This window comes from Nitrosomonas sp. Nm58 (assembly GCF_900107335.1).
Taxonomy (GTDB): Bacteria; Pseudomonadota; Gammaproteobacteria; order Burkholderiales; family Nitrosomonadaceae; genus Nitrosomonas.
In genome coordinates, this window is sequence record NZ_FNPQ01000027.1 from 1 (window position 1) to 23,287 (window position 23,287).

Annotated in this window: 14 protein-coding genes and 1 pseudogene; 12 read left to right on the forward strand and 3 right to left on the reverse strand. The window is 43.9% G+C overall.

Annotated features, from left to right (window positions below):
• A pseudogene (locus tag BLW34_RS15640) lies at positions 1-97 on the forward strand (IS5/IS1182 family transposase); the annotation flags it as partial.
• Between the two features lie 856 nt (positions 98-953).
• Here the strand turns inward: BLW34_RS15640 and BLW34_RS10485 are convergent.
• Complete coding sequence (locus BLW34_RS10485; RefSeq protein WP_090579193.1) at positions 954-1,520, reverse strand: hypothetical protein; 567 nt, start codon at positions 1,518-1,520, stop codon at positions 954-956.
• Positions 1,521-2,458: 938 nt separating this feature from the next.
• Between BLW34_RS10485 and BLW34_RS10490 the strand changes: the two genes are divergently transcribed.
• Entirely contained in the window at positions 2,459-6,046 is a 3,588-nt protein-coding gene (locus BLW34_RS10490) for a tetratricopeptide repeat protein (RefSeq protein ID WP_090579197.1), read from the forward strand.
• 230 nt (positions 6,047-6,276) lie between these two features.
• Here the strand turns inward: BLW34_RS10490 and galE are convergent, their stop codons facing one another.
• Entirely contained in the window at positions 6,277-7,299 is a 1,023-nt protein-coding gene (gene galE / locus BLW34_RS10495; protein ID WP_090579201.1) for a UDP-glucose 4-epimerase GalE, read from the reverse strand.
• Between the two features lie 218 nt (positions 7,300-7,517).
• Positions 7,518-8,939: an endo alpha-1,4 polygalactosaminidase gene (locus BLW34_RS16475; protein WP_218138834.1), complete on the reverse strand. Its 1,422-nt coding sequence runs from the start codon at positions 8,937-8,939 to the stop codon at positions 7,518-7,520.
• Positions 8,940-10,194: 1,255 nt separating this feature from the next.
• Between BLW34_RS16475 and BLW34_RS10505 the strand changes: the two genes are divergently transcribed.
• The 10 genes from BLW34_RS10505 to ruvB all read left to right on the forward strand — a co-directional run bounded on the left by BLW34_RS10505 (position 10,195) and on the right by ruvB (position 23,276).
• Complete coding sequence (locus BLW34_RS10505; protein WP_090579204.1) at positions 10,195-12,336, forward strand: Agd3-related carbohydrate deacetylase; 2,142 nt, start codon at positions 10,195-10,197, stop codon at positions 12,334-12,336.
• Between the two features lie 58 nt (positions 12,337-12,394).
• A complete protein-coding gene (locus BLW34_RS10510) occupies positions 12,395-12,727 on the forward strand; it encodes a hypothetical protein (RefSeq protein WP_090579207.1) in 333 nt (110 codons plus the stop codon).
• Between the two features lie 653 nt (positions 12,728-13,380).
• A complete protein-coding gene (locus BLW34_RS10515) occupies positions 13,381-15,516 on the forward strand; it encodes an Agd3-related carbohydrate deacetylase (RefSeq protein ID WP_090579210.1) in 2,136 nt (711 codons plus the stop codon).
• A gap of 57 nt (positions 15,517-15,573) precedes the next feature.
• A complete protein-coding gene (locus BLW34_RS10520; protein ID WP_090579213.1) occupies positions 15,574-15,918 on the forward strand; it encodes a hypothetical protein in 345 nt (114 codons plus the stop codon).
• Between the two features lie 347 nt (positions 15,919-16,265).
• Positions 16,266-17,639, forward strand: coding sequence for a bifunctional UDP-N-acetylglucosamine diphosphorylase/glucosamine-1-phosphate N-acetyltransferase GlmU (gene glmU / locus BLW34_RS10525; protein WP_090579216.1), 1,374 nt, complete (start codon positions 16,266-16,268; stop codon positions 17,637-17,639).
• A gap of 41 nt (positions 17,640-17,680) precedes the next feature.
• Positions 17,681-19,528 (forward strand): glutamine--fructose-6-phosphate transaminase (isomerizing), encoded by a 1,848-nt coding sequence (glmS, locus tag BLW34_RS10530; protein ID WP_090579219.1) that lies wholly within the window; start codon positions 17,681-17,683, stop codon positions 19,526-19,528.
• Between the two features lie 844 nt (positions 19,529-20,372).
• A complete protein-coding gene (locus tag BLW34_RS10535; protein ID WP_090579222.1) occupies positions 20,373-21,098 on the forward strand; it encodes a YebC/PmpR family DNA-binding transcriptional regulator in 726 nt (241 codons plus the stop codon).
• A 20-nt stretch (positions 21,099-21,118) separates the two neighbouring features.
• Positions 21,119-21,634, forward strand: coding sequence for a crossover junction endodeoxyribonuclease RuvC (gene ruvC / locus BLW34_RS10540; RefSeq protein WP_090579225.1), 516 nt, complete (start codon positions 21,119-21,121; stop codon positions 21,632-21,634).
• Positions 21,631-22,215, forward strand: a complete 585-nt coding sequence (gene ruvA, locus BLW34_RS10545; protein WP_090579228.1) for a Holliday junction branch migration protein RuvA — start codon at positions 21,631-21,633, stop codon at positions 22,213-22,215. Before ruvC ends, ruvA begins: the two co-directional genes overlap by 4 nt.
• 20 nt (positions 22,216-22,235) lie before the next feature.
• Entirely contained in the window at positions 22,236-23,276 is a 1,041-nt protein-coding gene (gene ruvB / locus BLW34_RS10550; protein WP_090579231.1) for a Holliday junction branch migration DNA helicase RuvB, read from the forward strand.
• Positions 23,277-23,287: the final 11 nt, after the last annotated feature.

The following is a 23,287-nucleotide window of genomic DNA, read 5'->3' on the forward strand; positions in this document are numbered from 1 at the left end:
ATGCCGGCGGCTGTGGAAAAATTGTGAACGCAAACTCAACACCAGCCTACAGTTCGTCCATCTTGCTTTCTTGGCATTGTTACTGCAAAGATTTTGAACAGACTCTAAGAAAACAGCTACCGAGATGTCTATATCTATATGAAGTAGTAAGAGATAACACCAGGTTTCGGCATGACTCACTACTTTTCTAGACAGATGAAGCAGCAAGCGCCTACATACGGTAATAGTAATGGGAGAAGATTGCTAGTATCGAGTGCCGGTTGCTTGAAAAAGCGAACAAAGTGGGAATGCTAACGAGACTAACTTTTTGCAAAGATTTTAGAAAAAGATTCTATTTGTTTAAATTAAGTGAATTTAAACTATTAATAATAGTAGTTAATGGCAGATCAATTCCGGTATATCTCTAAAAATAGATTAACTATCAATCGTCTAAATAAAATTTTTGATCGGTATAAAAGGGGAATTTTACTTGGATAATTTGTGTATAAGATGGAGAGTTTAATTTTATTTCGAGTTATCCAAAAACTATTCAGATCTTACTCACAAGGTACTGACATCAACCGTGAAGAATGTGTAATAAATTATGATAATTACGGCTTATAGTTAGATTAGCCGGATCGTCGAAGGGATAGGCGGGCGATGCTTGGAGCAATTAACGTGAGGAGCTGCTCGCTTATCTCAACTTGCAAAAAGGTTTTGATGGCAACAAAGCTCAACACACCGGTACGCATTCAGAAATGGGTGCCGGCGGTGGATAACAGAGTATGCTTTCGGTGCTGGTTGAACTACTCGTGCCGCCTCGGTAAAAGCTACGAGGCCTCACGTACATAGATGAAACTCGGGCCTACGCTGCCATGAACCGTATGCGTTGAGGCACTTAACCTAAAGCAGGAGTTTCCAAATTCCTTATGAGATACTTTCTAATAAAAACTGTAAATTCACACAGAAATTTCCTACAATTTAGTAATTTCAAGATCTGAAATCAAATTTCTGAGTAATTTTTGCGCAGTACCGCTTAGCGATTCTGTGCTCCAGCCAGATCGTGCCCCACTTGCAGACCAAATAACTTTGCCAGAGGGAATCGCTATAATCCGGATTGTCAGGCCAACAGCGGGCTCACTACCAACGCCAAGTTTGTATTGCCATTCATCAACGCTTCCTGCAACTGCATAAAAAACATTATCTTTAATAGCTGATAACAACGCATTTTCCTGACGCTTGCGGTCATTGAATTCAGACCAGCTATTCTTGTCTTCACCTTGTGGGTACATTTCTATATTTTGGACCCCTCGAACTCTAAGCAAAGTAGCCAGCATTTCTTCTACTTGTTCACCTGCCCGCGGAGTCTGCGAATAATTCTGAAAAGGTAAAACCAACCAACGTTCAGAAGAAGAAAGAGGAGCGCTTTTCTGTACATCGATTACCGAACATGCTGTCAACAAATTAAGCAAAATAATAAAAAAGAAAAATTTAAGCGCTAGATGAGCAAATCGTAGGATTTTTTCGCTACCAATCAACATAAACTAATTCTCCTTTTTGATTAATTTAATATGCCTCTTTACAACTGTTCGGTTAACCATAAATCCTTGAGAGATAGAGCCTGAGTGGGTTTGAAGATAGGTAAAATTGGCGTGATCAAAACAACAATTTTCCAACCCAAGGAATCAAGTATGCAATATATTAACACTGTAACCCACCAGTTACTCAAGCACATTTCTTGCTATCGTATTGATTAGACGATTAGACGCTATGATAACTATTCAGCGATAAAATCAACGTGCAGGTTGGTTATTCAGTTCACGGTAAAGTGCAATTGCGTGAAAAATGGCCACTTGCTTATTCATACGAGTCCAATCCTCACAATAACCAGATGATCCGTACGTGCTTGTTGGCGATCGCGACCAGTGTTTTGTAATAATCCGCTCGTGTAATCAATTTCAGCCGATAAAAAACCGAAACTGGCGTCGGTTACAGATGGATCGAACACAGCTAGCCGGTCGATGACTATCTCAACGAGTTTTGCTGTCGTTTTAACTGAAGAGTATGAATGGCAAAGCTATCTTTCCAACCTCTTTTCAGTTGGATGATTTTCTGAATGTAAGATGAAGGCCATCAGTCATCGTTTTTGGTCTTGGTTACTGCGGATTTCGTCTTGTTTGCCGATATTATTAAGAAATATATTGAGATATATATTTTTTAAAAGAAATCTATTATCCTAAAAATCGCAGTTGGCCACTTGATTGAGGAAGATCAGCCTGTGACACATAGAGATGGAGATATTTTCAAAATTTTTTCGCTAACCCGAATAATGAGGTCGCTAGGGGATGTATCGTTTATTACTTCCGGTACGAATGCAGCGTTATTCCGCGTTGTAGGAGAGGTCTAGTGGCATCAATGTGCCTTACCCCATGTTCGGATTACTATACGCGGCATCCTGCCCAACGCAGTTTTTAAAATTATGAATCAAAAATCGTCGGGTAATTATAAAAGAGCGATACTTATACTCGCTATAGCATTGGCTATTATTTTTGCTCTTTTGTTTTATAAAGAGGATCGGTTAAAAGAATTTTTACAACTAGTCAAACCTGATCATATTTCAGTACTTTATTTAAAGCTTCTATTAAATATTAATCCTGGTAACGCTAATTTGCGCCTTGAGCTCGCGCGCCACTATATTAATTTGGGGGAAGATAATAAGGCTCGTTTTGAGCTAGAACCCTTACTAGAGGAAGGTGGTTTTGTTGCTTTAAATGCCAGGCTACTGATACTGGAAATTGATTTCAAGAATTATTTCTCAATAGCGGAAGATGACTCAAGCCGTGAAGCAGAGCTGGCTAGACTGCAGAGTAATATCATTGAGATTAGTAAAAATCCAATTCCAGAAACTTTAATTTCTAAAATTATTAAGCTTAGCCTAGAGCTTAATCAACCAGCCGTTGCTGCAAATCTGTATTCTCAATGGTCTGCTATCATTCTTAGCCCTACTGAACGGCTTGAGAAGTTACAAGAAGCAGCGCGATGGTATATCGCAGCTGGGTTGCAGCATAGAGCAGCAGAAATTTATCACAAGTGCTATGAATTCTCCGAGAATTTAGCTCAGGCTAAGCAATTTGCGCTTATGGTCCTTCAAGTACTACGAGGAGTTGGTGACAGTAAACTCGCTGTAGAATATTTTCGCAATTATCAGCAGCGATTTCCGAAAGACCCAGAGCTTCTCGATGAAGTGATCGCTATTTATTTGGCTGACAATAATCCAAAACACGCTTATGAAATGGGTATCTTGCGCTTGACATTAGATCCCGATAACCCTGAACAAATTAAAAAGCAAATTGAACGCGCTCTTGCAGTGGGGGAAATTCCGCCGGCTTTAGTCTTGGTTCAACGGTTAATTGAGATTGCTCCAGATGATGATAATGCTCATGAAAGTTTAGCGCATATTGCAGAATGGGCTGCTAAGCCAGAGCTAGCATTGAAAGAGTGGCTTTGGTTAGCCAGAAATAGAAAAGATGAAGCGGCTATTATGAATACAATCAGGCTTTCAAAAGCACTATATTTTGTCAATATCACCATAGAAATGTTGGAGCAACTAGCAAACACACGGGAACTAGCCGATGACGAAATGGGCAGCTTATTGTTTGCCTATAATGAGGCAGGCAATTTATCCGATCATATTAATTTTTTGAAATCCTATTTAAAGCGTTATCCGAATAATTCACAGGCATGGGAAGCATTGGCTAAAACGCAGGAAAATGCCGGACAATTAGCAGAGGCCATGGCAACATGGCAACATATTGGAACATATTTCCATCGTCTGCCAGAAGCTGTGGCTCATCAAGCCAAATTAATGTGGAAAAATGGCCAATCTGAGAAGGCATTTTCTACATTGTTATCAAATCAAGATAGTGCGACAGTAAAAGATTCGTATTTCTGGGAGATTCTCGGTGAGCTTTCCTGGGAGCTAGAACGACCTGAGCACGCATTTTCCGCTTATAGCATTCTCTGGGAATCGGGAAATGCCAATGCACTCGCTGCAGAGCGATTAATTCAGATGATGCGAGACATGGGTAAGGCAGAAGAGGCTATTGCAATCGGTGAAGAAGCCTATGATCGTTTTAATCAACCCCGCTGGCTACTGCTTTCGATGGATGTTGCTAATCAGGCCGGGATGTCAGCTCAACTGAAGCGGCTGGTAAGAATAGCAATTAGTAATGAATCGAAATTTCAGGATTCAGAGATGTACTGGCTATTGCGAGCCCAATTAGATATTCATGAGAGCAAGCCTAGACGAGCTATAAAGCATTACCAACAGGCTTTAACAATTAATCCTGCATCAACTACGGCCAAAGAAGGGTTATTGTGGAGTCTCATTGGGCAGAATGACAAAAGATCGCTGCAATCTTATCTTAAAATTTGGCACACGCATGCGTCAGAAAATTCGTCGTTATGGGGCGTCTATGGTATGGCCTTAGCTAAGGTTGGTCAGTACAAAGAAGCTTTACCTTGGCTTGAGCGTAAATCACAAATCAGTCCTGATGACTATCTTTGGCAGCTTACCTATGCAGATGTCTTGAACCGAGCAGGGCATGCAGATACGGCCTGGCATCTGCGTAAATATGTTTTGTTTAGCATAAGATCGCGTTTTAATAAAATTGGAAGTGAACCAGAAAAAAGTATTAAGGATTTATTGCATCCGGAATATTTAGCATTAGTTCGAAACATGGAGGGCGCAAATGCTGAAGTTTCCATTTTGAAAAAATATCTTGCAAAAGGCTACGATGATCCAGCTGTCCAAGAACTGCTGGTTGCTGCATATTTGTCTCAGAAGAATTATTCCGCTGCTCGTTATTGGTTGCTGCAAGAACATATTGCCAGGCAAGAAACACCAACCTGGCAGCGCCTGACTTTAGCCTTAGCGGAAAATGATCTCGTTGTTGCTGAACATATACTTGAAAATGAAAACGATAAGCTTACGGACTTTAATAAAATGGAAGTGCTTAAGCGTCTTAACAAAAATAAAGAAGCCTTAGCACTAACCTATGATTTGCTTGATCCAGATAAAGAACAGACACCAGCGTCGCAAACATACCTTTTCCATGCCAGAGATGAATTAGCAGCGAAATCAAGCAAGCAAGTGATAGGCGGCTTTGATTATAAGAGTCTTGGAGATATCGATTTTATCGAAGGCCGGACGCGTTTTACTGCGCCCTATTTGCGTGGAGTACTTGGAATGGAATTGAAGTATACGCATATGAATTCTTCAGATCCCAACATTATTTTACCTGTAGATAGCGAAGTAGATATAGTGACAGACTTTACACATCCTCTGCGAGAAGGAATGTTTCAGCTGAATCTGGGTGGCAACCTTAGAGATGATAAATCTCTGGTTTATGGCGCAGCTAAAGTCAGCCGGGATATAACTGATAGAGTGAAAACGAGCTTACGTCTAGGAATGAATGAGATAAGCCAAGAAACAGGGCCGTTAAGGGCGGTAGGAAGAAAAGATATCGTTTTATTCAATGTGTCAACTCAATTAACACGGCAAACATTCATGAGTTTAGATATTGATGCTCATCGTTATTTGACGAGAGAAAGGAGTACTCTGGGTAAAGGCTATAAGCTGCAAGGAATACTGGCAAATTCTCTGCTTACAGGCATTCAGGATTGGCAGATCAGACTCCAGGGAACATGGGAAAGCAATGATCTTGCGGGGGCACTTCCTTCTGAACTGACTGGGTTATTTGCAGCACCGGTAGCAGATGTGGAGACACTGATCACGAAGAGTTTTGGTACCATAGGTGCAGGGACCTCTTTTCGTTATGGGGCATCTGATCAGAGTGTGTTGAGACGCCCGTTTATTCTTGCGGATGTTTGGACAGGATGGGTATGGCCTAATAATGTTTTGGGGTATACCGGGCGGATAGCTGTCGGAATTTCATTGTTGGGCCCAGACATACTTAGTGCGGGAGCATTTTATAGCAATATCCAGGGAGGCAAGACTAATCAAGCTTTCCAAGGGGTAGGTCTTCAATACGCGATTCGCTTCTAAGCCTCGGATAAGCTGGGAAAAATGAGGCACGGCCTTGTCATGCACAAAAAATAAACCTGAAAATCTATAAGGATTGCCCTGTAATTACAAGGCATAAGGTAAGCCGATTTACTAGGCTAGTATCACCAGTATTTACGCAGCAATCCTATCAAAATCTATTTGCTGCTTAATCGATGGGACGACAGCAGACATCCTTGGTCCTCACAATTCAATAGCATAGCCTTACAAAATTACCCTCTGTATCCATTAGGGTTAGCACTTTGCCAGCGCCATGAGTCTGCACAGGCATCTTCAATAGTTTTTTGCGCTCGCCAGCCTAATATAGAATGCGCCAAGCTTGGGTCAGCATAACATGCTGCAATATCACCGGGGCGGCGGCGGCCAGTAATTTTGTATGGCACTTTTACGCCACTTGCCTGTTCGAATGCGCTTATAAGCTCGAGCACGCTGGTACCTTTGCCTGTACCTACATTTATTGCACGATACTCATTGAGTGAGGCAGGTGTGCTTAGGGCTGCCACGTGTGCTTTTGCAAGGTCAGTTACATGGATATAGTCACGCACACCAGTTCCGTCGCGAGTGGGATAGTCACTGCCAAATACGGAGAGCTCTTTGAGTTTGCCGATCGCAACCTGGCTAACATATGGCATAAGGTTGTTTGGTATGTCACTTGGATCTTCGCCGATTGTCCCGGATTCATGAGCACCAATTGGGTTAAAGTAGCGTAGTGCGGTAATTTGCCAGTTATTATTGGTTATCGCAAGATCCATGAGCATTGTTTCAATAACAAGCTTTGTTTGGCCATATGGGTTGGTAACTTTTGCAGGGAGCGTGGCAGATTCTTTGATTGGTACGCTTGCTGGGTCGCCATATACGGTAGCGGATGAACTGAAAACCAATTGCTTTACGTTATGAGATTCCATAACCTCTAGTAAAGAGATTGTAGAAATGAGGTTGTTATTGTAATACTTAAGTGGCATTTTGACCGATTCGCCAACTGCCTTAAGGCCGGCAAAATGAATAACGCCGTCTATTTGATGCTTTGAGAAAACCTTCTCAAGTGCTTGCTTGTCTCGTATATCTTTTTCGTAAAACGTGAGCGCTTCACCAATAATTCTTTCTGCTCGAGTAACCGCTTCTTTGCAGCTGTTTGATAGATTATCGATGATGATGACATCGTGCCCATTGTTTATGAGCTCAATAACGGTGTGACTACCAATATAGCCAGCGCCCCCTGTTACGAGAATATTCATAATGTTATATGCCTCTAAACTATTTTCGGTTTAATCTCACTCACGTTCAAAGCAAATTATAGCGTTGGATCATCCGGAGGCATAGGATGTCGGTAAACGCCAAACTTCTCTTACCCGGAAGCGGGGTAGGCTTTTCAGGAATAGCTTTTAATGCTAAGCCTAGCCCTAAAAAAAGCCGCTGCCCTTCTGGACAGCAGCTTGGCCGTTGCTTCATTTGACTATCTGCAGGATTCTCTCCAGGCATCTAGAGACAATTTTTTCTTTAAAAAATCGAGGTTCATCGTATTTGCTTGCGGACAGAAACTCGAATTTGAGAGATTATATTCAATACCGAAAACAGCTTTTCCTGCATTAATAAATGGTTTGAGTGTATCGCATTCGCCATATTGAAAGCATTCTTCATTTACAGCAAAGTCAAAATAATCTACAAGATTCTTGATTTGATCAACATCATTTTTCAAACCTATAGCCAATCCAAGTTCATGTGCTGCTTCAGCAAGGGCTATGTTATAAGCTAGCTGATCGTTATAGCTGAGAGGGAAGCCTGTACTGTTACTGTAGCCGTCAACATTGTCAGGGTCGACAGCATTGCAGCCTTTTCCGGCAGCTAACTTCATGCGGGCTTGCATGATGGGAATCAGAATATCTAATTGTCGGATATCTAACCATTTCTCGCCTGCCCAGCCATCAAGATTTTGACCGAGAACTGATGCTGGAAATGCGCTAGTATCAGGACGCCAGTTTTCATAGCTGCCTGCACTAAAATAACAAATAACATGCTTACCTTTTGATTGTAATGCTGAGATAACCGTTGCACTGGTGTCAAACAGGTCGATATTATAAACATCGACATTTAAAGATGTATCAAGTGTACCAGTGTATTGAATTTGCCACTTTAATCCAGGAGTTGGTTGCCAACGCCCTCCATTACTTCCAACTATGGGCGATGGTGTAACAGTGGTGCCATCATTTGATCCTGATGTATCTGAGCTGTCTGGAGAGGGGTTTGATCCCGAGCTATTTGTTTCGAAAGCAAGATAGTCGAGTTGACTATTGTCTACGCTATCTGTTGTCCTGTAGCGTAAAGTGAGTTGATTTTTGCTGTTGATAAATTGGCCGGGGTCTTTTATTGTTGAAATGATATCGCTCCAAGCCCAGTCTGCAATATTGCTATTGTCTGCGATAGAAATCCAATTCCCGGAATTATTAAGTAATTGGAAATCCCATCGTTGAAAGGATTTTTCTGGGCCACGATAATTCGCGCGGAATATTAATTCCAGAATTGTATTATTTGGACTGGGTGGCAAGTTGAATTTGAAGATTCCTCGATATCCCCTGTCACCCGGCTGAAATTCTATAAAATTGTTCAAATTGTCGTCCGAGCCTTGTTGATCTTTAACGGCAAGAACACTCAAGGGCTGTGGTGTGGATGAGCCTATTTTATTTGATAAGCTAGATGGAAAGATGAACTCAGCAAAACTGACATTTGCTACGAGTAGCATCATGGCTAAAAGCAGTTGAATTAAGCTTTTTACTTTTCTAGATAGGTGCATTTTATAAACTAAAAGTCTTTTCATTGAATTAATAATGGAATGGGTAAAACAAATATTAATGACCTTGGTCATTTTGGGTTCAGTCATTGATTGTTTCCTTCTATACTGGATTTATAAAATTTAACCAAATCAATAATTGCGTGAGGTCAGAAAGTTTCAGAATTCGAAAATCAAGAGCAACTGATTCGTAAATAGTGACAAATTGAACTATTTATCCGGTAGCCGGAAAAATGGTCATCTGATCGTGGCAAGCAAGTTATTAGCATTTTCATTGTTAAGTACAATAACAAACGGTAAATCGTCGCTAATAAAAGTAGTAAGCCCGATGCTCTCGTACAATCTCTGAAGCATTTTTATGCGAATTTATGAAAATGTATGGTTCAATTTTTTTATCCTCCTTTATGTTTAAGATTACTGCACTGTCTTTGTAAGATGAGTGGTGAATAGAGAAGCTATTAAATTTTTAATCAGCGTTTAGCCCATACTCTTTAAATTCTAATAAGAAGTAAGCAATATTTACGCCAAGGAATATATTGGTTAAAAATAAATGACTTATGCGGCTATAAGTAAATAAAGATAATCCAAACGTTTCTATTCAGAGACAGAAAAATAGTAAATCTAATTAACAATATGTTTTATTGATGTTTATTGTGTATGCCTAAAAAGACAATGCATGGAGACTGAATGAATAGTTCATCCGAGTTCTGAAGAGCAATGTTGAAAAGAATGCTACGCTTGGCGTTTTGAAAATAGCGCTGAAGGATGGTTGGCTTGCGTAAAAATCGCTGATCCCTCAAAGAGGTCATAAGCTAGTGCTGCCTTTAGGCGGTAACCTATGTCAGATTTGAGTTGATCATAATGCTCACCCGCCTTCTCCTGATGTCAGATATATTCTTAAATCATCCTTTCATCTAATCCCGCCATCGATACCCAATAGTCGTATCCCCCCAAAGCGATCACCTGTAGAACTTACTGATTTCCCCATAATTTTCCACAGAATCGATAGCATACCTTTCCGCTATTCGATTCTCTCGGCGCTCGATCAAACTAAAAGAATCGAGGCGATCGCTTCATGGAATCAAACCTTTAATAGTCCCCAGGAATAGCCGGGAATGACCTTGTTTATTGAGTAGTTAAAACGTTATCTGACTGGATCAATAACGCGACAGCCAGATCCCATGGCTGTTTTGTTCCTGATGCTGAGGAATAAAAAATGTATGCATTTGCATTATTGCCTGCCTGTCTGTTATTCCCTAGCATCATCATGCAATAAAAATAAATTGATATGATCGGTTGCTTCTATGATTTTTTTGTGCACTATTTGGTGAGCGAGGAGATATTTATGAAAAAGGTCTGGAGTATGAGGGGTGGTTTGCTCGCCTCATTAACAATGTGGCTCGCCTTGATTGTGGCGCCATCCGCATTTGCTGATAATGCCGTTAAACTGAGAGTATTGGTACTGGCGATAGGAGATGAAACGCAAGATCTCATGCTCGCCTATATCAAGCCTGTCCTGGATGAAATGGGCGTGCCCTATGACGTATTAAATACCGAAACAGCCGATTTAACGGCTGAAATGCTCGCCGCTTCAAATGGAGTGGCCTGCAGCGCCCAGGAAGCCGGTTGTGTGGGCAGCTATAACGGCGTTATCCTGACAGACTCTGACCTGGTGTCGAATTTCACGCCGTCGGAATGGGATATACTGCACAATTACCAAAAAGATTTTCACGTCCGCGAAGCGGTACTGTCGGGATGGCCGGGCACCTATTGGGACCCCAATCCTCCCTATGGGGTTTACCTGGATTACGGTCTGGCCTACACGTCCAGCGGAACCAGCTACACTGGCCAGTGGTCAGTACCTGCTGCCTATCAGAAAGAAGTTTTTGAGTACGTTAACCAGGCTAATCCGCTTCCCATTACCGACTTTGCCTTTGCAGCCAATCCCCGGAATGACACGCTGGGCCCACGGGATGGTTCTTTACCTAATGTGGTGCCGCTTCTGAAAACCCAGAATGGTGAAGCATTGGTATCAATCGTACGCTACATGATGCCGTCCCAGACAACACCGGTACGCGAGACCATCATCTCGACGATCACCAATGCTTCATTTCTTGTTCATTCAAAGGTGCTGGCTTACGAGTTCATCAACTGGGCGACTCAGGGGGTATTCGTTGGGGCGCGCTACATTCATATGGCCACCCATTTGGACGATTTGTTCCTGGATAACAGTATATGGGATCCCGCCCTTAAGGCGGACAATCCCGATCCTTCGCAGAACTTTCGGTTGACCAGCAATGATATTAGCAATGCGGTAAGCAAACAGGCTGCTTTTCGTACGGCTTATGCGACGACAGCCGGTGCGTTCAAACTGGATTTTGCATTCAACGGTTCCGGAGCGGTGGTCGATCCGGCAGCAACGACACTGGTAGCAAACCTGACAGAAGATTTGGTGGCAGCGGTGATCGCCAACAAAGCTAACTTCCGTTTCATTAACCATACCTTTACCCATGCAGATATGGATAAAGCGCCGGTTCCGGCGAATGCTCCTTGTGATTACGACACCTTCACTACCGTGGCGGCTATTCAGGCAGAAATTACCAAAAACCGGACCGTGTGGGGGCTGCTGGGGCTTCCTGAGCAAAGTGCTAATAACCGAGTCATGGTTAGTGGCAATCACTCTGGTTTGAAAGATCGCAAATGCACCGATCACCCTGAGTTGCATCCAGAGATGGCCAATGTTCAGGATGACGACGTGGCGTTTGATCAGGGTGGCGCTAATCCGTTATTCCTGGAAGCTGCTGCCAATGCGGGTGTAGACTTTCTTGCCTCTGACTCTTCGCAGCGGGCGCAGAACATTGAGCAGTACATCACGCAATACAATGATGGCAGCAGTCAGAATCGCCTGATGCTGCCGCGCTGGCCGGCCAACGTCTTCTATAATGTAATCAACCCGACCCAGCTGGTCGATGAATACAACTATATCTTCCACGATCGATTTGTAAATGCTGGGCAGGATCCTTGTTCAATACCCGGGGCTATTTGTGAAACTCGTGATTACGCCGCAATTCTCGCGGCTGAAGCCGACAGCGCGTTGCGGCATATGCTGAGCTTTAATAAATGGCCTCATTTTTTCCATCAATCGAACCTGGCCAAATATGATGAAAATGGGAATACTCTCCAATTTGATTGGTTAAATGCTGTTTTCGCAACATACCAGCAACTGTTTAAACTGCCCGTCAAGAATTATCCCTATTACTTGATTGGCGACAAGACAAAGGAGAGGCTCACTGCTAACACTGCGACTACTCAAGCAATATGGGATCGTACGACCAATAAGGTTACCTTGTCGGCAAACAAAGCTGTACCGAATCTAGCAGTCACGGGTGTTGCCGGCGGAGATCTCTATGGAGGCCAGTTAATCCGCGAGATTAACGTCAACGCGACCCCAAAAGTATTTACGGTCAATCGGACATTGAATCAGTAAATATCTCCGCTACGTAGAAGTTTTACCGTGAAGCGTTACTAATTAAGAGGATATTCAAATGAAATACTCCATTCATTCACTAAGGACCGCCCTTGCTTTGCTGATTGTCGCCATGATTGTAACCATTGGCGCAGGGCTTCCCATATCGGCACATGCAGCCCCTGATACTGATAAAGCTAAAGCTGAGGAGAAGAAAGTTAAGATACGGAAGGAGGATGAACGTAATTTAAAAGGAAAGGACCCGTTCTATGTCCAGCAGGCGAAAGCACTGGCAGAGCAGTATAGAGAGACGGCAGCGATGGTTGCGCAACAGGGCGGCAACCCCCAAGGGCTTCTTAAAGCAGCTGCGTATTTCCAGAGTCAGACTGATAATCTCTTTTCAGCTCGATGAGGCAGTTAAGCCCCCGGTAAAGCGGGGGCTTTTTCTGTGCTAGTCTTCCAGGGGGTAATAAACAAGCGCGGCCTTTAGGCAGCAGCCTATGTCAGACTTGGGCTGATCATAATGCTCTCCCGCCTTCTCCTGATGTCGAATATATTCTTAATCATCCTTCCATCTGATCCCGCCACCGATACCCAATCGTCGTATCCCCCCAAGCGATCGCCTGTAAAACTTATTGATTTCCCCATAAATTTCCGCAGAATCGATAGTGTACCTTTCCGTTATTCAATTCTCTCGGCGCTTGATTACAAGCTAAAAGAATTGAGGCGGCCGCTTCGCGGGATCAAACCTTTAATAGTCCTCAGGGATAACCGGGAATGACCTTGTTTATTGAGTAGTTAAAACGTTATCTGGCCGGATCAATAACGCGGCAGCCAGATCCCATGGCTGTTTTGTTCCTGATACTGAGGAATAGAAAATGAATGCATTTGCATTATTGCTTGCCGGTCTGTTATTCCCTAGCATCGTCATGCAATAAAAGTGGGTGGGTTTGATCTGTTGCTTCTATTCTGCTTCAGGTATCGGGCTGCTGCTGATCATCGAGGATGATCCAAAAATCACTGTTGATTTTTTTGTGCACTATTTTGGTGAGCGAGGAGGTATTTATGAAAAAGGTTTGGAGTATGAGAGGTGGTTTGCTCGCCTCATTAACAATGTGGCTCGCCTTGAGCGTGGCGCCATCCGCATTTGCTGATAATGCCGTTAAACTGAGAGTATTGGTACTGGCGACAGGAGATGAAACGCAAGATCTCATGCTCGCCTATATCAAGCCTGTCCTGGATGAAATGGGCGTGCCTTATGACGTATTAAATACCGAAACAGCCGATTTAACGGCTGAAATGCTCGCCGCTTCAAATGGAGTGGCCTGCAGCGCCCAGGAAGCCGGTTGTGTGGGCAGCTATAACGGTTTTATCCTGACAGACTCTGACCTGGTGTCGAATTTCACGCCGTCGGAATGGGATATACTGCACAATTACCAAAAAGATTTTCACGTCCGCGAAGCGGTGCTGTCGGGATGGCCGGGCACCTATTGGGACCCCAATCCTCCCTATGGGGTCTACCTGGATTACGGTCTGGCCTACACGTCCAGCGGGACCAGCTACACTGGCCAGTGGTCAGTACCTGCTGCCTATCAGAAAGAAGTTTTTGAGTACGTTAACCAGGCTAATCCGCTTCCCATTACCGACTTTGCCTTTGCAGCCAATCCCCGGAATGACACGCTGGGCCCACGGGATGGTTCTTTACCTAATGTGGTGCCGCTTCTGAAAACCCAGAATGGTGAAGCATTGGTATCAATCGTACGCTACATGATGCCGTCCCAGACAACACCGGTACGCGAGACCATCATCTCGACGATCACCAATGCTTCATTTCTTGTTCATTCAAAGGTGCTGGCTTACGAGTTCATCAACTGGGCGACTCAGGGGGTATTCGTTGGGGCGCGCTACATTCATATGGCCACCCATTTGGACGATTTGTTCCTGGATAACAGTATATGGGATCCCGCCCTTAAGGCGGACAATCCCGATCCTTCGCAGAACTTTCGGTTGACCAGCAATGATATTAGCAATGCGGTAAGCAAACAGGCTGCTTTTCGTACGGCTTATCCGACAGCCGGTGCGTTCAAACTGGATTTTGCATTCAACGGTTCCGGAGCGGTGGTCGATCCGGCAGCAACGACACTGGTAGCAAACCTGACAGAAGATTTGGTGGCAGCGGTGATCGCCAACAAAGCTAACTTCCGCTTCATTAACCATACCTTTACCCATGCAGATATGGATAAAGCGCCGGTTCCGGCGAATGCTCCTTGTGATTACGACACCTTCACTACCGTGGCGGCTATTCAGGCAGAAATTACCAAAAACCAGACCGTGTGGGGGCTGCTGGGTCTTCCTGAGCAAAGCGATAACAGTCGGGTCCTTGTGACTGGCAATCACTCTGGCCTGAAAGATCGCAAATGCACCGATTACCCTGAGCTGCATCCAGCGATGGCCAACGTTCAGGATGACGACGTGGCGTTTGATCAGGGTGGCGCTAATCCGCTATTCCTGGAAGCCGCTGCCAATGCGGATGTGAACTATCTTGCCTCCGACTCCTCGCAGCGGGCGCAGAGCATTGAGCAGTACATCACTCAATACAATGATGGCAGCAGTCAGGATCGCTTGATGCTGCCGCGCTGGCCGGCCAACGTCTTCTATAATGTAACCAACCCGACCCAGCTGACTGATGAGTACAACTATATGTTTCACGATCGATTTGTAAATAACAACCAGGATCCCTGTTCAATACCTGGTGCGATCTGCACCACTCGGACTTATACGGAAATTCTTATGGCTGAAGCCGACAGCGCGTTGCGGCATATGCTGAGCTTTAATAAATGGCCTCATTTTTTCCATCAATCGAACCTGGCTAAATATGATGAAAATGGGAATACCCTCCAATTTGATTGGTTAAACGCTGTTTTCGCAACATACCAGCAACTGTTTAAACTACCGGTCAAGAATTATCCCTATTACTTGATTGGCGACAAGACAGAGGAAAGGCTCATCGCTAAAACCGCGGCTATTCAAGCGACGTGGGATCGTACGGCCAATACCATCACCTTGTCGGCAGACAAAGCCGTGATTCTCTCAATCACAGGCGTTTCTGACGGAGAGCTCTATGGAGGCCAGAACATCCGGGAAATTGGCGTCAACCCGACACCAATAGTGTACCCGGCTTACCGGGCGCTGGATCAGTGAGCATCCGCTACGCCGAAAATTTTATCGTGAAGCGTTACTAATTAAGAGGATATTCAAATGAAATACTCCATTCACTCGCTAAGGACCGCTCTTGCTTCGCTGATTGTCGCCATGATTGTAACCATTGGCACAGGGCTCCCCATATCAGCACATGCAGCCACAGACGCAGATAAAGCTAAAGCTAAAGCTGAGTCTGAGGAGAAGAAAGTTAAGATACGGAAGGAAGATGAACGTAATTTAAAAGGAAAGGACTCGTTCTATGTCCAGCAGGCGAAAGCACTGGCAGAGCAGTATAGAGAGACGGCGGCGATGGTTGCGCAACAGGGCGGCAACCCCCAAGGGCTTCTTAAAGCAGCTGCTTATTTCCAGAGTCAGGCTGATAATCTCTTTTCAGCTCGATGAGCAGAGCTCAGTCTCCCCGCTTTACCGGGGGGCTTCAAAGGGTTTATGGTTAAGCAGGTAGTAGTGCTAAAAGATTGATCCAATCAAAGTGAATTTGCAGAGAAGGCATATAAGAGGAACATTTAGTCGCGACTAATCTAAATATAGTTATCTTGACTGCCAGAATGGGTAAAAGAATGCAATCATTGCAGCCTAAAGTATTGCATGTACAGGCCGATGACAAGCTAAATTGTCCTAGTAAAGTCGGGGTACTTAAAAGATTTATAATTAAGCAGACGGCAGCGCTAAAAAAGTTGATTCAATCAAAGTGAATTTGCAGTGGATGTATATAAGAGGAACATTCAGTCGTGACTAATCTAAATATAGTTATCTTGGCCGCCGGAGTGGGCAAAAGAATGCAATCATCGCAGCCTAAAGTGTTACATGTATTGGCTGGGAAACCTTTATTAGGGCATGTACTTGATGCTGCCAGAGCACTTTCACCTAAAAAAATCTGCGTAGTTTATGGGCATGGTGGGGAGATGGTGCCGAGAGCGATCAATGACAGCGAAATTATTTGGGTGAAGCAGGAAGTTCAGCTAGGTACCGGTCATGCTTTATTGCAGACCTTACCATACTTGGATACTGAGGGGGTGACACTGGTATTGTTGGGTGACGTGCCTCTAATAAAAGTGGATACCCTGGGCAGGTTGATCGCAAAAGCTACAGGAAACAATTTTGCCTTGTTGACGGCTGAACTGGACGCACCACTTGGCTATGGGAGAATCATCAGAAATGAAGCAACAAGCACGATTCAAGCCATAGTGGAGGAAAAGGATGCCAGTAAGTCACAGCTTGAAATCCAGGAAATCAATACAGGCATTATGGTATTGCCTAATTCATATTTACATGAGTTTTTACCCAAGCTGCAAAACAAAAATTCTCAAAGTGAATACTATCTTACCGATATTATTGAGATGGCTGTTGAGGCAGGTCTCAGGGTTGATGCTTCCCATCCTGTTCATGGCTGGGAGATATTGGGCGTTAACAGTAAAGCGAATTTAGCTAAACTTGAACGTATTAATCAGCGTGAATATGCGAACGAGCTTTTGGAACAGGGGGTTATGATCACGGATCCTTCCCGTATCGATGTGCGGGGGCAGCTTGTTTGTGGCCGCAACGTTGAAATAGATATCAATTGTATTTTTGAGGGGACTGTGCACCTCAGTGACGACGTCAAAATTGGTGCACATTGCATTTTACGGAATGTCGTTGTTTCTTCAGGAACGACGATTTTTCCATTTAGCTTGATAGAAAATGCAGAGATAGGAAAAAGTTGCCATGTAGGGCCCTACTCGCGCATCCGTCCAGGGACTAGACTTTATGATGAAGCTCATATTGGTAATTTTGTCGAGGTAAAAAACAGCAATATTGGTATGGGTAGCAAAGCAAATCACCTAAGTTACATAGGTGATGCCGTAATTGGTACAAAGGTTAATATTGGTGCGGGTACCATAACTTGTAATTATGATGGTGCTTTTAAGCATCAGACTATTATTGAAGATGATGTGTTTGTTGGTTCAGATACGCAACTGGTAGCTCCGATAAGGGTAGCGAGAGGTTCTACTATTGGCGCCGGTTCTACAATTACCCGAGATACGCCTGAAGATCAACTAACGTTATCCCGCTCAAAACAAGTGAGTGTTACTGGCTGGAAACGGCCCAAAAAAAACAAAACATAGTCCATGTTTATATTAAACAAATATAGCGCGAAGGAGATTTTATGTGTGGAATAGTGGGAGCCATTGCTAAATACGACGTAGTGCCGGTTTTGTTAGAAGGTTTATCAAAACTTGAATATCGGGGTTACGATTCAGCAGGGATCGTTGTTGCAAACGGAAGTTTGCACAGATTGCGTACTACCGAGCGTGTGACTGAATTGGGTAAGCTTGCTCATAGCCAGAAAGCACAGGGATATACGGGTATTGCTCATACGCGCTGGGCGACTCATGGCGCTCCTAGCGAGCGTAATGCCCATCCACATTTGTCAGGAGATGAAAAGAAAATAGCTGTCGTTCACAACGGTATTATTGAGAATCATGAGGCAATACGCCAACGTCTTCAATCAGAGGGATTCGAGTTTCTTTCGGATACGGATACTGAAGTGATAGCTCACCTTATCTCATTCAATCTTAGAACGACCCATGATCTGCTGGAAGCAGTTTGCCTGTCCGTTGCAGGGTTGCAGGGAGCTTATGCTATTGCTGTGGTTGAAGAATCGCGACCTGATCATATTGTAGTTGCACGGAATGGTGCACCCTTGTTATTGGGGGTGGGAACAGAGGGTAACTATGTTGCATCAGATGCCTCAGCATTAGTACAGGTAACGCGGAACATGGTTTATTTAGAAGAAGGGGATGTAGCGGAATTACATCATGACGGTTATCGCATATTGAGTTGTATTAATGGTACCAAGGGTAAAGAAGTGATCCGGGCTGTTCAAGAGAGTAATTTGACTCGCGATGCGGTGGAGTTGGGTCCTTATGTGCACTTCATGCAAAAGGAAATATTTGAGCAACCTGTAGCAGTCGCTAACACATTGGAAATGGTATTAAATGCACATTCCATTTCTCCACAATTATTCGGTAGTGAGGCCGAGGAAGTTTTTAGACATACTAATGGCATTTTGATATTGGCCTGCGGTACAAGTTATCATGCTGGCCTCGTTGCCAAATACTGGTTGGAAACCATAGCAGGATTACCTTGTAGTGTAGAGATCGCGAGTGAATACCGCTATCGTGATCCAATCGCAGATACTAACACACTCGTCGTGGGAATCTCCCAATCAGGTGAGACTGCAGATACACTAGCTGCAATCAATTATGCTAAGTCATTAGGGCATCGGCATAGTCTGGCTATTTGTAATGTCCCTGAGAGCGCATTGATACGGCAGACAGATTTGCGTTTTCTTACACGCGCGGGACCTGAAATTGGCGTAGCTTCCACCAAAGCATTTACAACTCAATTGGCTGCATTGATGCTATTGACCGTAACATTAGCCAAGCTTCGTAATAAATTCTCTAACGAGTTTGAGCAGAAAATTATGATAGCATTGCGGCGTTTACCTACCGCTATCCAACTTGCACTGCAAATTGAGCCGCAGGTAATGGAATGGGCTAGTAATTTCTTTCAAAAACGTCATGCATTATTCCTTGGGCGTGGAGTACATTATCCTATTGCCTTGGAAGGCGCACTCAAGCTCAAAGAAATCTCCTATATTCATGCAGAAGCTTATGCTGCTGGCGAGCTTAAACATGGTCCGCTCGCCTTGGTTGATAAGGATATGCCTGTCATTGCCATCGCACCTAATGATGCGCTATTGGAGAAGCTTAAATCCAATTTACAGGAAGTTCGAGCAAGGGGGGGGGAGCTATACGTTTTTGCTGATGCTGATTCCCAAATCCAGGAGAGTGAGGGCGTGCATATTATCCGACTAGCAGAGCATGCTGGGATGTTAAGCCCTATTCTGCATACCATTCCATTACAATTACTAGCTTATCATGTTGCCCTCCAGAAAGGGACTGATGTAGATAAACCAAGAAATTTAGCAAAAGCAGTAACAGTCGAATAATTGTTGGAGAGATTTTCTTTAACGATCCTTGCATTTTGGACTACGCTTACACATTAGAAACGATAGATCAGACCCACAAATGGATTGAATTTCCTGTATTTTGTGGGTCTGATGACGCATGGAAAAAGGCGATTTAAGAAAACTCAGCCCGGTGGAGCAATTCGAGCTGTGGCGATAGGCTATTTGGGTGCTTACGCGTGGTCGAGCCATACCTCAAACCTTTTCTTTCTGCGTTGTCCGTATTTTTCACACTTTTTCACATTCCGCGCATCAATCCGGAAAAATAGCGTTTTCACGTTGCACCCATGACTGGCGCGAACCGCACAATTTGCTTTTTAATGGCTGGTAGAGCCAGGCTTAATCCTTTTTCCGATGGTTCGGTGTTCCACAGGCGGAAATACGCAGAGACCGTACGCCATTTTGGAGAAAGTCACTCGGTAACATTCACCATTGGTAGCTACGCTTCGGAACCTCCAGTCAGACACACAATACCTATCCAGATCCGTTCGCCACGGACATGGCTTCTTCTTGGTGTGCCCCAGTTATTCCTGACTAATTTCAAACTGCTTTCGATTGATGTGCTTGAGATGTATTTCCTCATTCTGCAAATTTAATAGCAACAGGAGTTTTCAGTAAAAAGATTCTAAACAGCTTCTTATGAAATTACTCTCAATTTATTTATAAACCTGTAAATCAGGCTGTATGATACGAAATTCAGATGTCTTTGGGATTTTACTCTTCGAAAAATTTTGAATGGAAACAAAGTTTGTTTAATAACGTCACTACTTTATTCATAGGGTATGGGATGATAGGATTGTGTTATTTTCAATAAGAAAGGAAACCAATGGCAGGTCACAGCAAGTGGGCTAATATTAAACATAAGAAAGCTGCACAGGATGCCAAGCGTGGCAAGATTTTCACGCGATTGATCAAGGAAATAACCATTGCAGCTCGATTAGGGGGGGCTGACCCAGGGAGTAATCCTCGATTGCGGCTCGCTATTGATAAGGCATATGAACATAATATGCCTAAAGACAATGTAGAGCGCGCGATAAAGCGTGGATGTGGTGATCTGGAGGGGGTGAGCTATGAAGAAATCCGTTACGAAGGTTATGGGGTGGCAGGTGCTGCAATCATAGTAGATTGTATGACAGATAATCGGACGCGAACCGTCGCAGATGTGCGTCATGCATTCACCAAATATGGGGGTAACTTGGGTACGGACGGCTCGGTCGCATTTCTATTCAAGCATTGTGGTCAATTACTTTTTGCACCTGGCACGGATGAAGAGCGAGTAATAGAAGTGGCCCTGGAAGCAGGGGCTGAAGACGTTATTAGTAATGAAGATAAAAGCATAGAAGTCATTACAGCACCTTATGAATTTATTACGGTTAAAACTGGATTAGAAAAAGCGGGCTTTAAAGCTGAGCTTGCTGAAGTCACTATGAAACCGATAAACGAGATTTTATTGACGGGAGATGATGCAGTCAGAATGCAAAAACTATTAGATGCATTAGAAAATATTGATGATGTGCAGGAGGTTCACACTAATGCAGTTATTGATGGCTAGTTTACCGGGAAGGTGAGGAAATTCGTATCCTTGGTATAGATCCCGGTTTGCATATTACTGGATTTGGGATAATCGATAAAATGGGCAGCAAATTGGCTTATGTAAGCAGTGGTTGTATCAAAACATCATCAGACAGTAAGCTGCCACCCCGTTTAAAACTGATTCTTGATGGCCTTAATAACATTATTCTGCAACATGACCCCCATTATGTTGCAATAGAACAAGTCTTTGTTAACATTAACCCAAAATCAACTTTATTACTTGGGCAGGCTCGCGGTGCAGCAATTTGTGCTGCTGTGCTTAATAGTCTCGAAGTATCTGAATATACTGCGTTGCAGATCAAACAGGCAGTGGTTGGCAATGGTCATGCCAAAAAAGAGCAAGTACAGGAAATGGTTGTAAGGCTTTTAAGACTTGAGGGAAAGCCTGGGGTCGATGCCTCTGATGCGCTTGCTTGCGCGATTTGTCATGCTCATGGCGGGTCAGGATCTGCCGCAGCTATGTATTATTACCTAAAGCGTGGAAGGGTGGTGTGATAGGGAAGATAACAGGCGTTTTGCTTGAGAAACGTCCTCCTCTCGTGCTGATAGATGTGCAAGGAATTGGCTATGAAATAGATGTGCCGATGAGTACTTTCTATCATCTACCTGCTACTGGAGAAGCCGTAACACTTTATACTCAATTCATCGTTAGGGACGATGCCCACTTATTGTATGGATTTGGTACTGAGGCTGAACGATTTGTTTTTCGTCAGCTAATGAAAATTTCTGGGATTGGTGCAAGAACTGCCTTGGCTCTCTTATCCGGATTAAGTGTATCAGATATCCATCATGCAGTAGCAACCCAGGATGCTGTACGTCTTATCAAAATCCCGGGAATAGGGAAAAAAACTGCTGAGCGATTACTTTTAGAGTTGCGGGATAAACTTGATTTTGATAAAAGCCATTTTGATGTAGTGACTGCCTCTGCTAGAAGTGATAATGACATATTCAATGCATTGCACTCGCTGGGCTATAATGACCGGGAAGTAGATTGGGCAGTCAAACAATTGCCCCAAAATATCACTGTTTCAGATGGCATCAAACAAGCATTAAAGCTTCTTTCAAAAGAAAAATAACGCATTCCCCGAATAGCTGAATGATAGAGACAGATCGAATCATTGCCGCAACATCGTTTTCTTCTCAAGAAGAGGTATCGGAACGCGCGTTACGTCCCAAGCAACTTGAAGAATATGTCGGACAGGAAAAGATTCGGGGGCAACTACAAATATTTATCGAAGCAGCACGACGACGAAAGGAATCTTTAGATCACGTATTGTTATTCGGTCCCCCCGGTTTAGGCAAAACGACATTGGCGCATATTATTGCCAGGGAAATGGGCGTTAACTTGCGTCAAACTTCAGGTCCCGTTTTGGAGAGGGCGGGTGATTTGGCTGCGTTGTTAACTAATCTTGAGCCTAATGACGTTTTGTTTATCGATGAAATTCACCGGCTTTCACCTGTAGTGGAGGAGATTCTTTATCCTGCACTGGAAGACTATCAGCTCGATATCATGATTGGGGAAGGGCCCGCTGCTCGCTCAGTCAAGATTGATTTGCCGCCCTTTACTTTGGTGGGGGCCACTACGCGCGCGGGCATGTTGACAAATCCGCTGAGAGATCGTTTTGGCATTGTGTCACGATTGGAGTTTTATACTGCTGATGAATTAAGTAAAATCGTGATGCGTTCGGCGGGATTGCTGAATGTCAGAGCTTCTTTAGAGGGGGCAAAGGAGATTGCGTGCCGATCGCGAGGCACGCCTCGTATTGCGAACCGGTTGTTGCGAAGGGTCCGAGATTTTGCAGAAATCAAGGCCGAAGGATGTGTTACGCAACCTGTGGCAGATGCAGCTTTAAAAATGCTGGATGTGGATGCGATCGGGCTTGACGTGTTAGATAGAAAGTTATTATTGGCCGTACTTGAAAAATTTGAAGGTGGTCCTGTCGGTATAGATAATCTTGCTGCAGCCATCAACGAAGAGCGTGACACAATTGAAGATGTTTTGGAACCATACTTAATTCAGCAAGGATTCTTGAAGCGTACGCCGCGTGGCCGCATGGCTACAGCTATTACTTATCAGCATTTCAACATTATTCCATCGAAAAGTAATCTGGTGGATGATCTATGGGGAGAGTGTTAAAGTGTTGATAA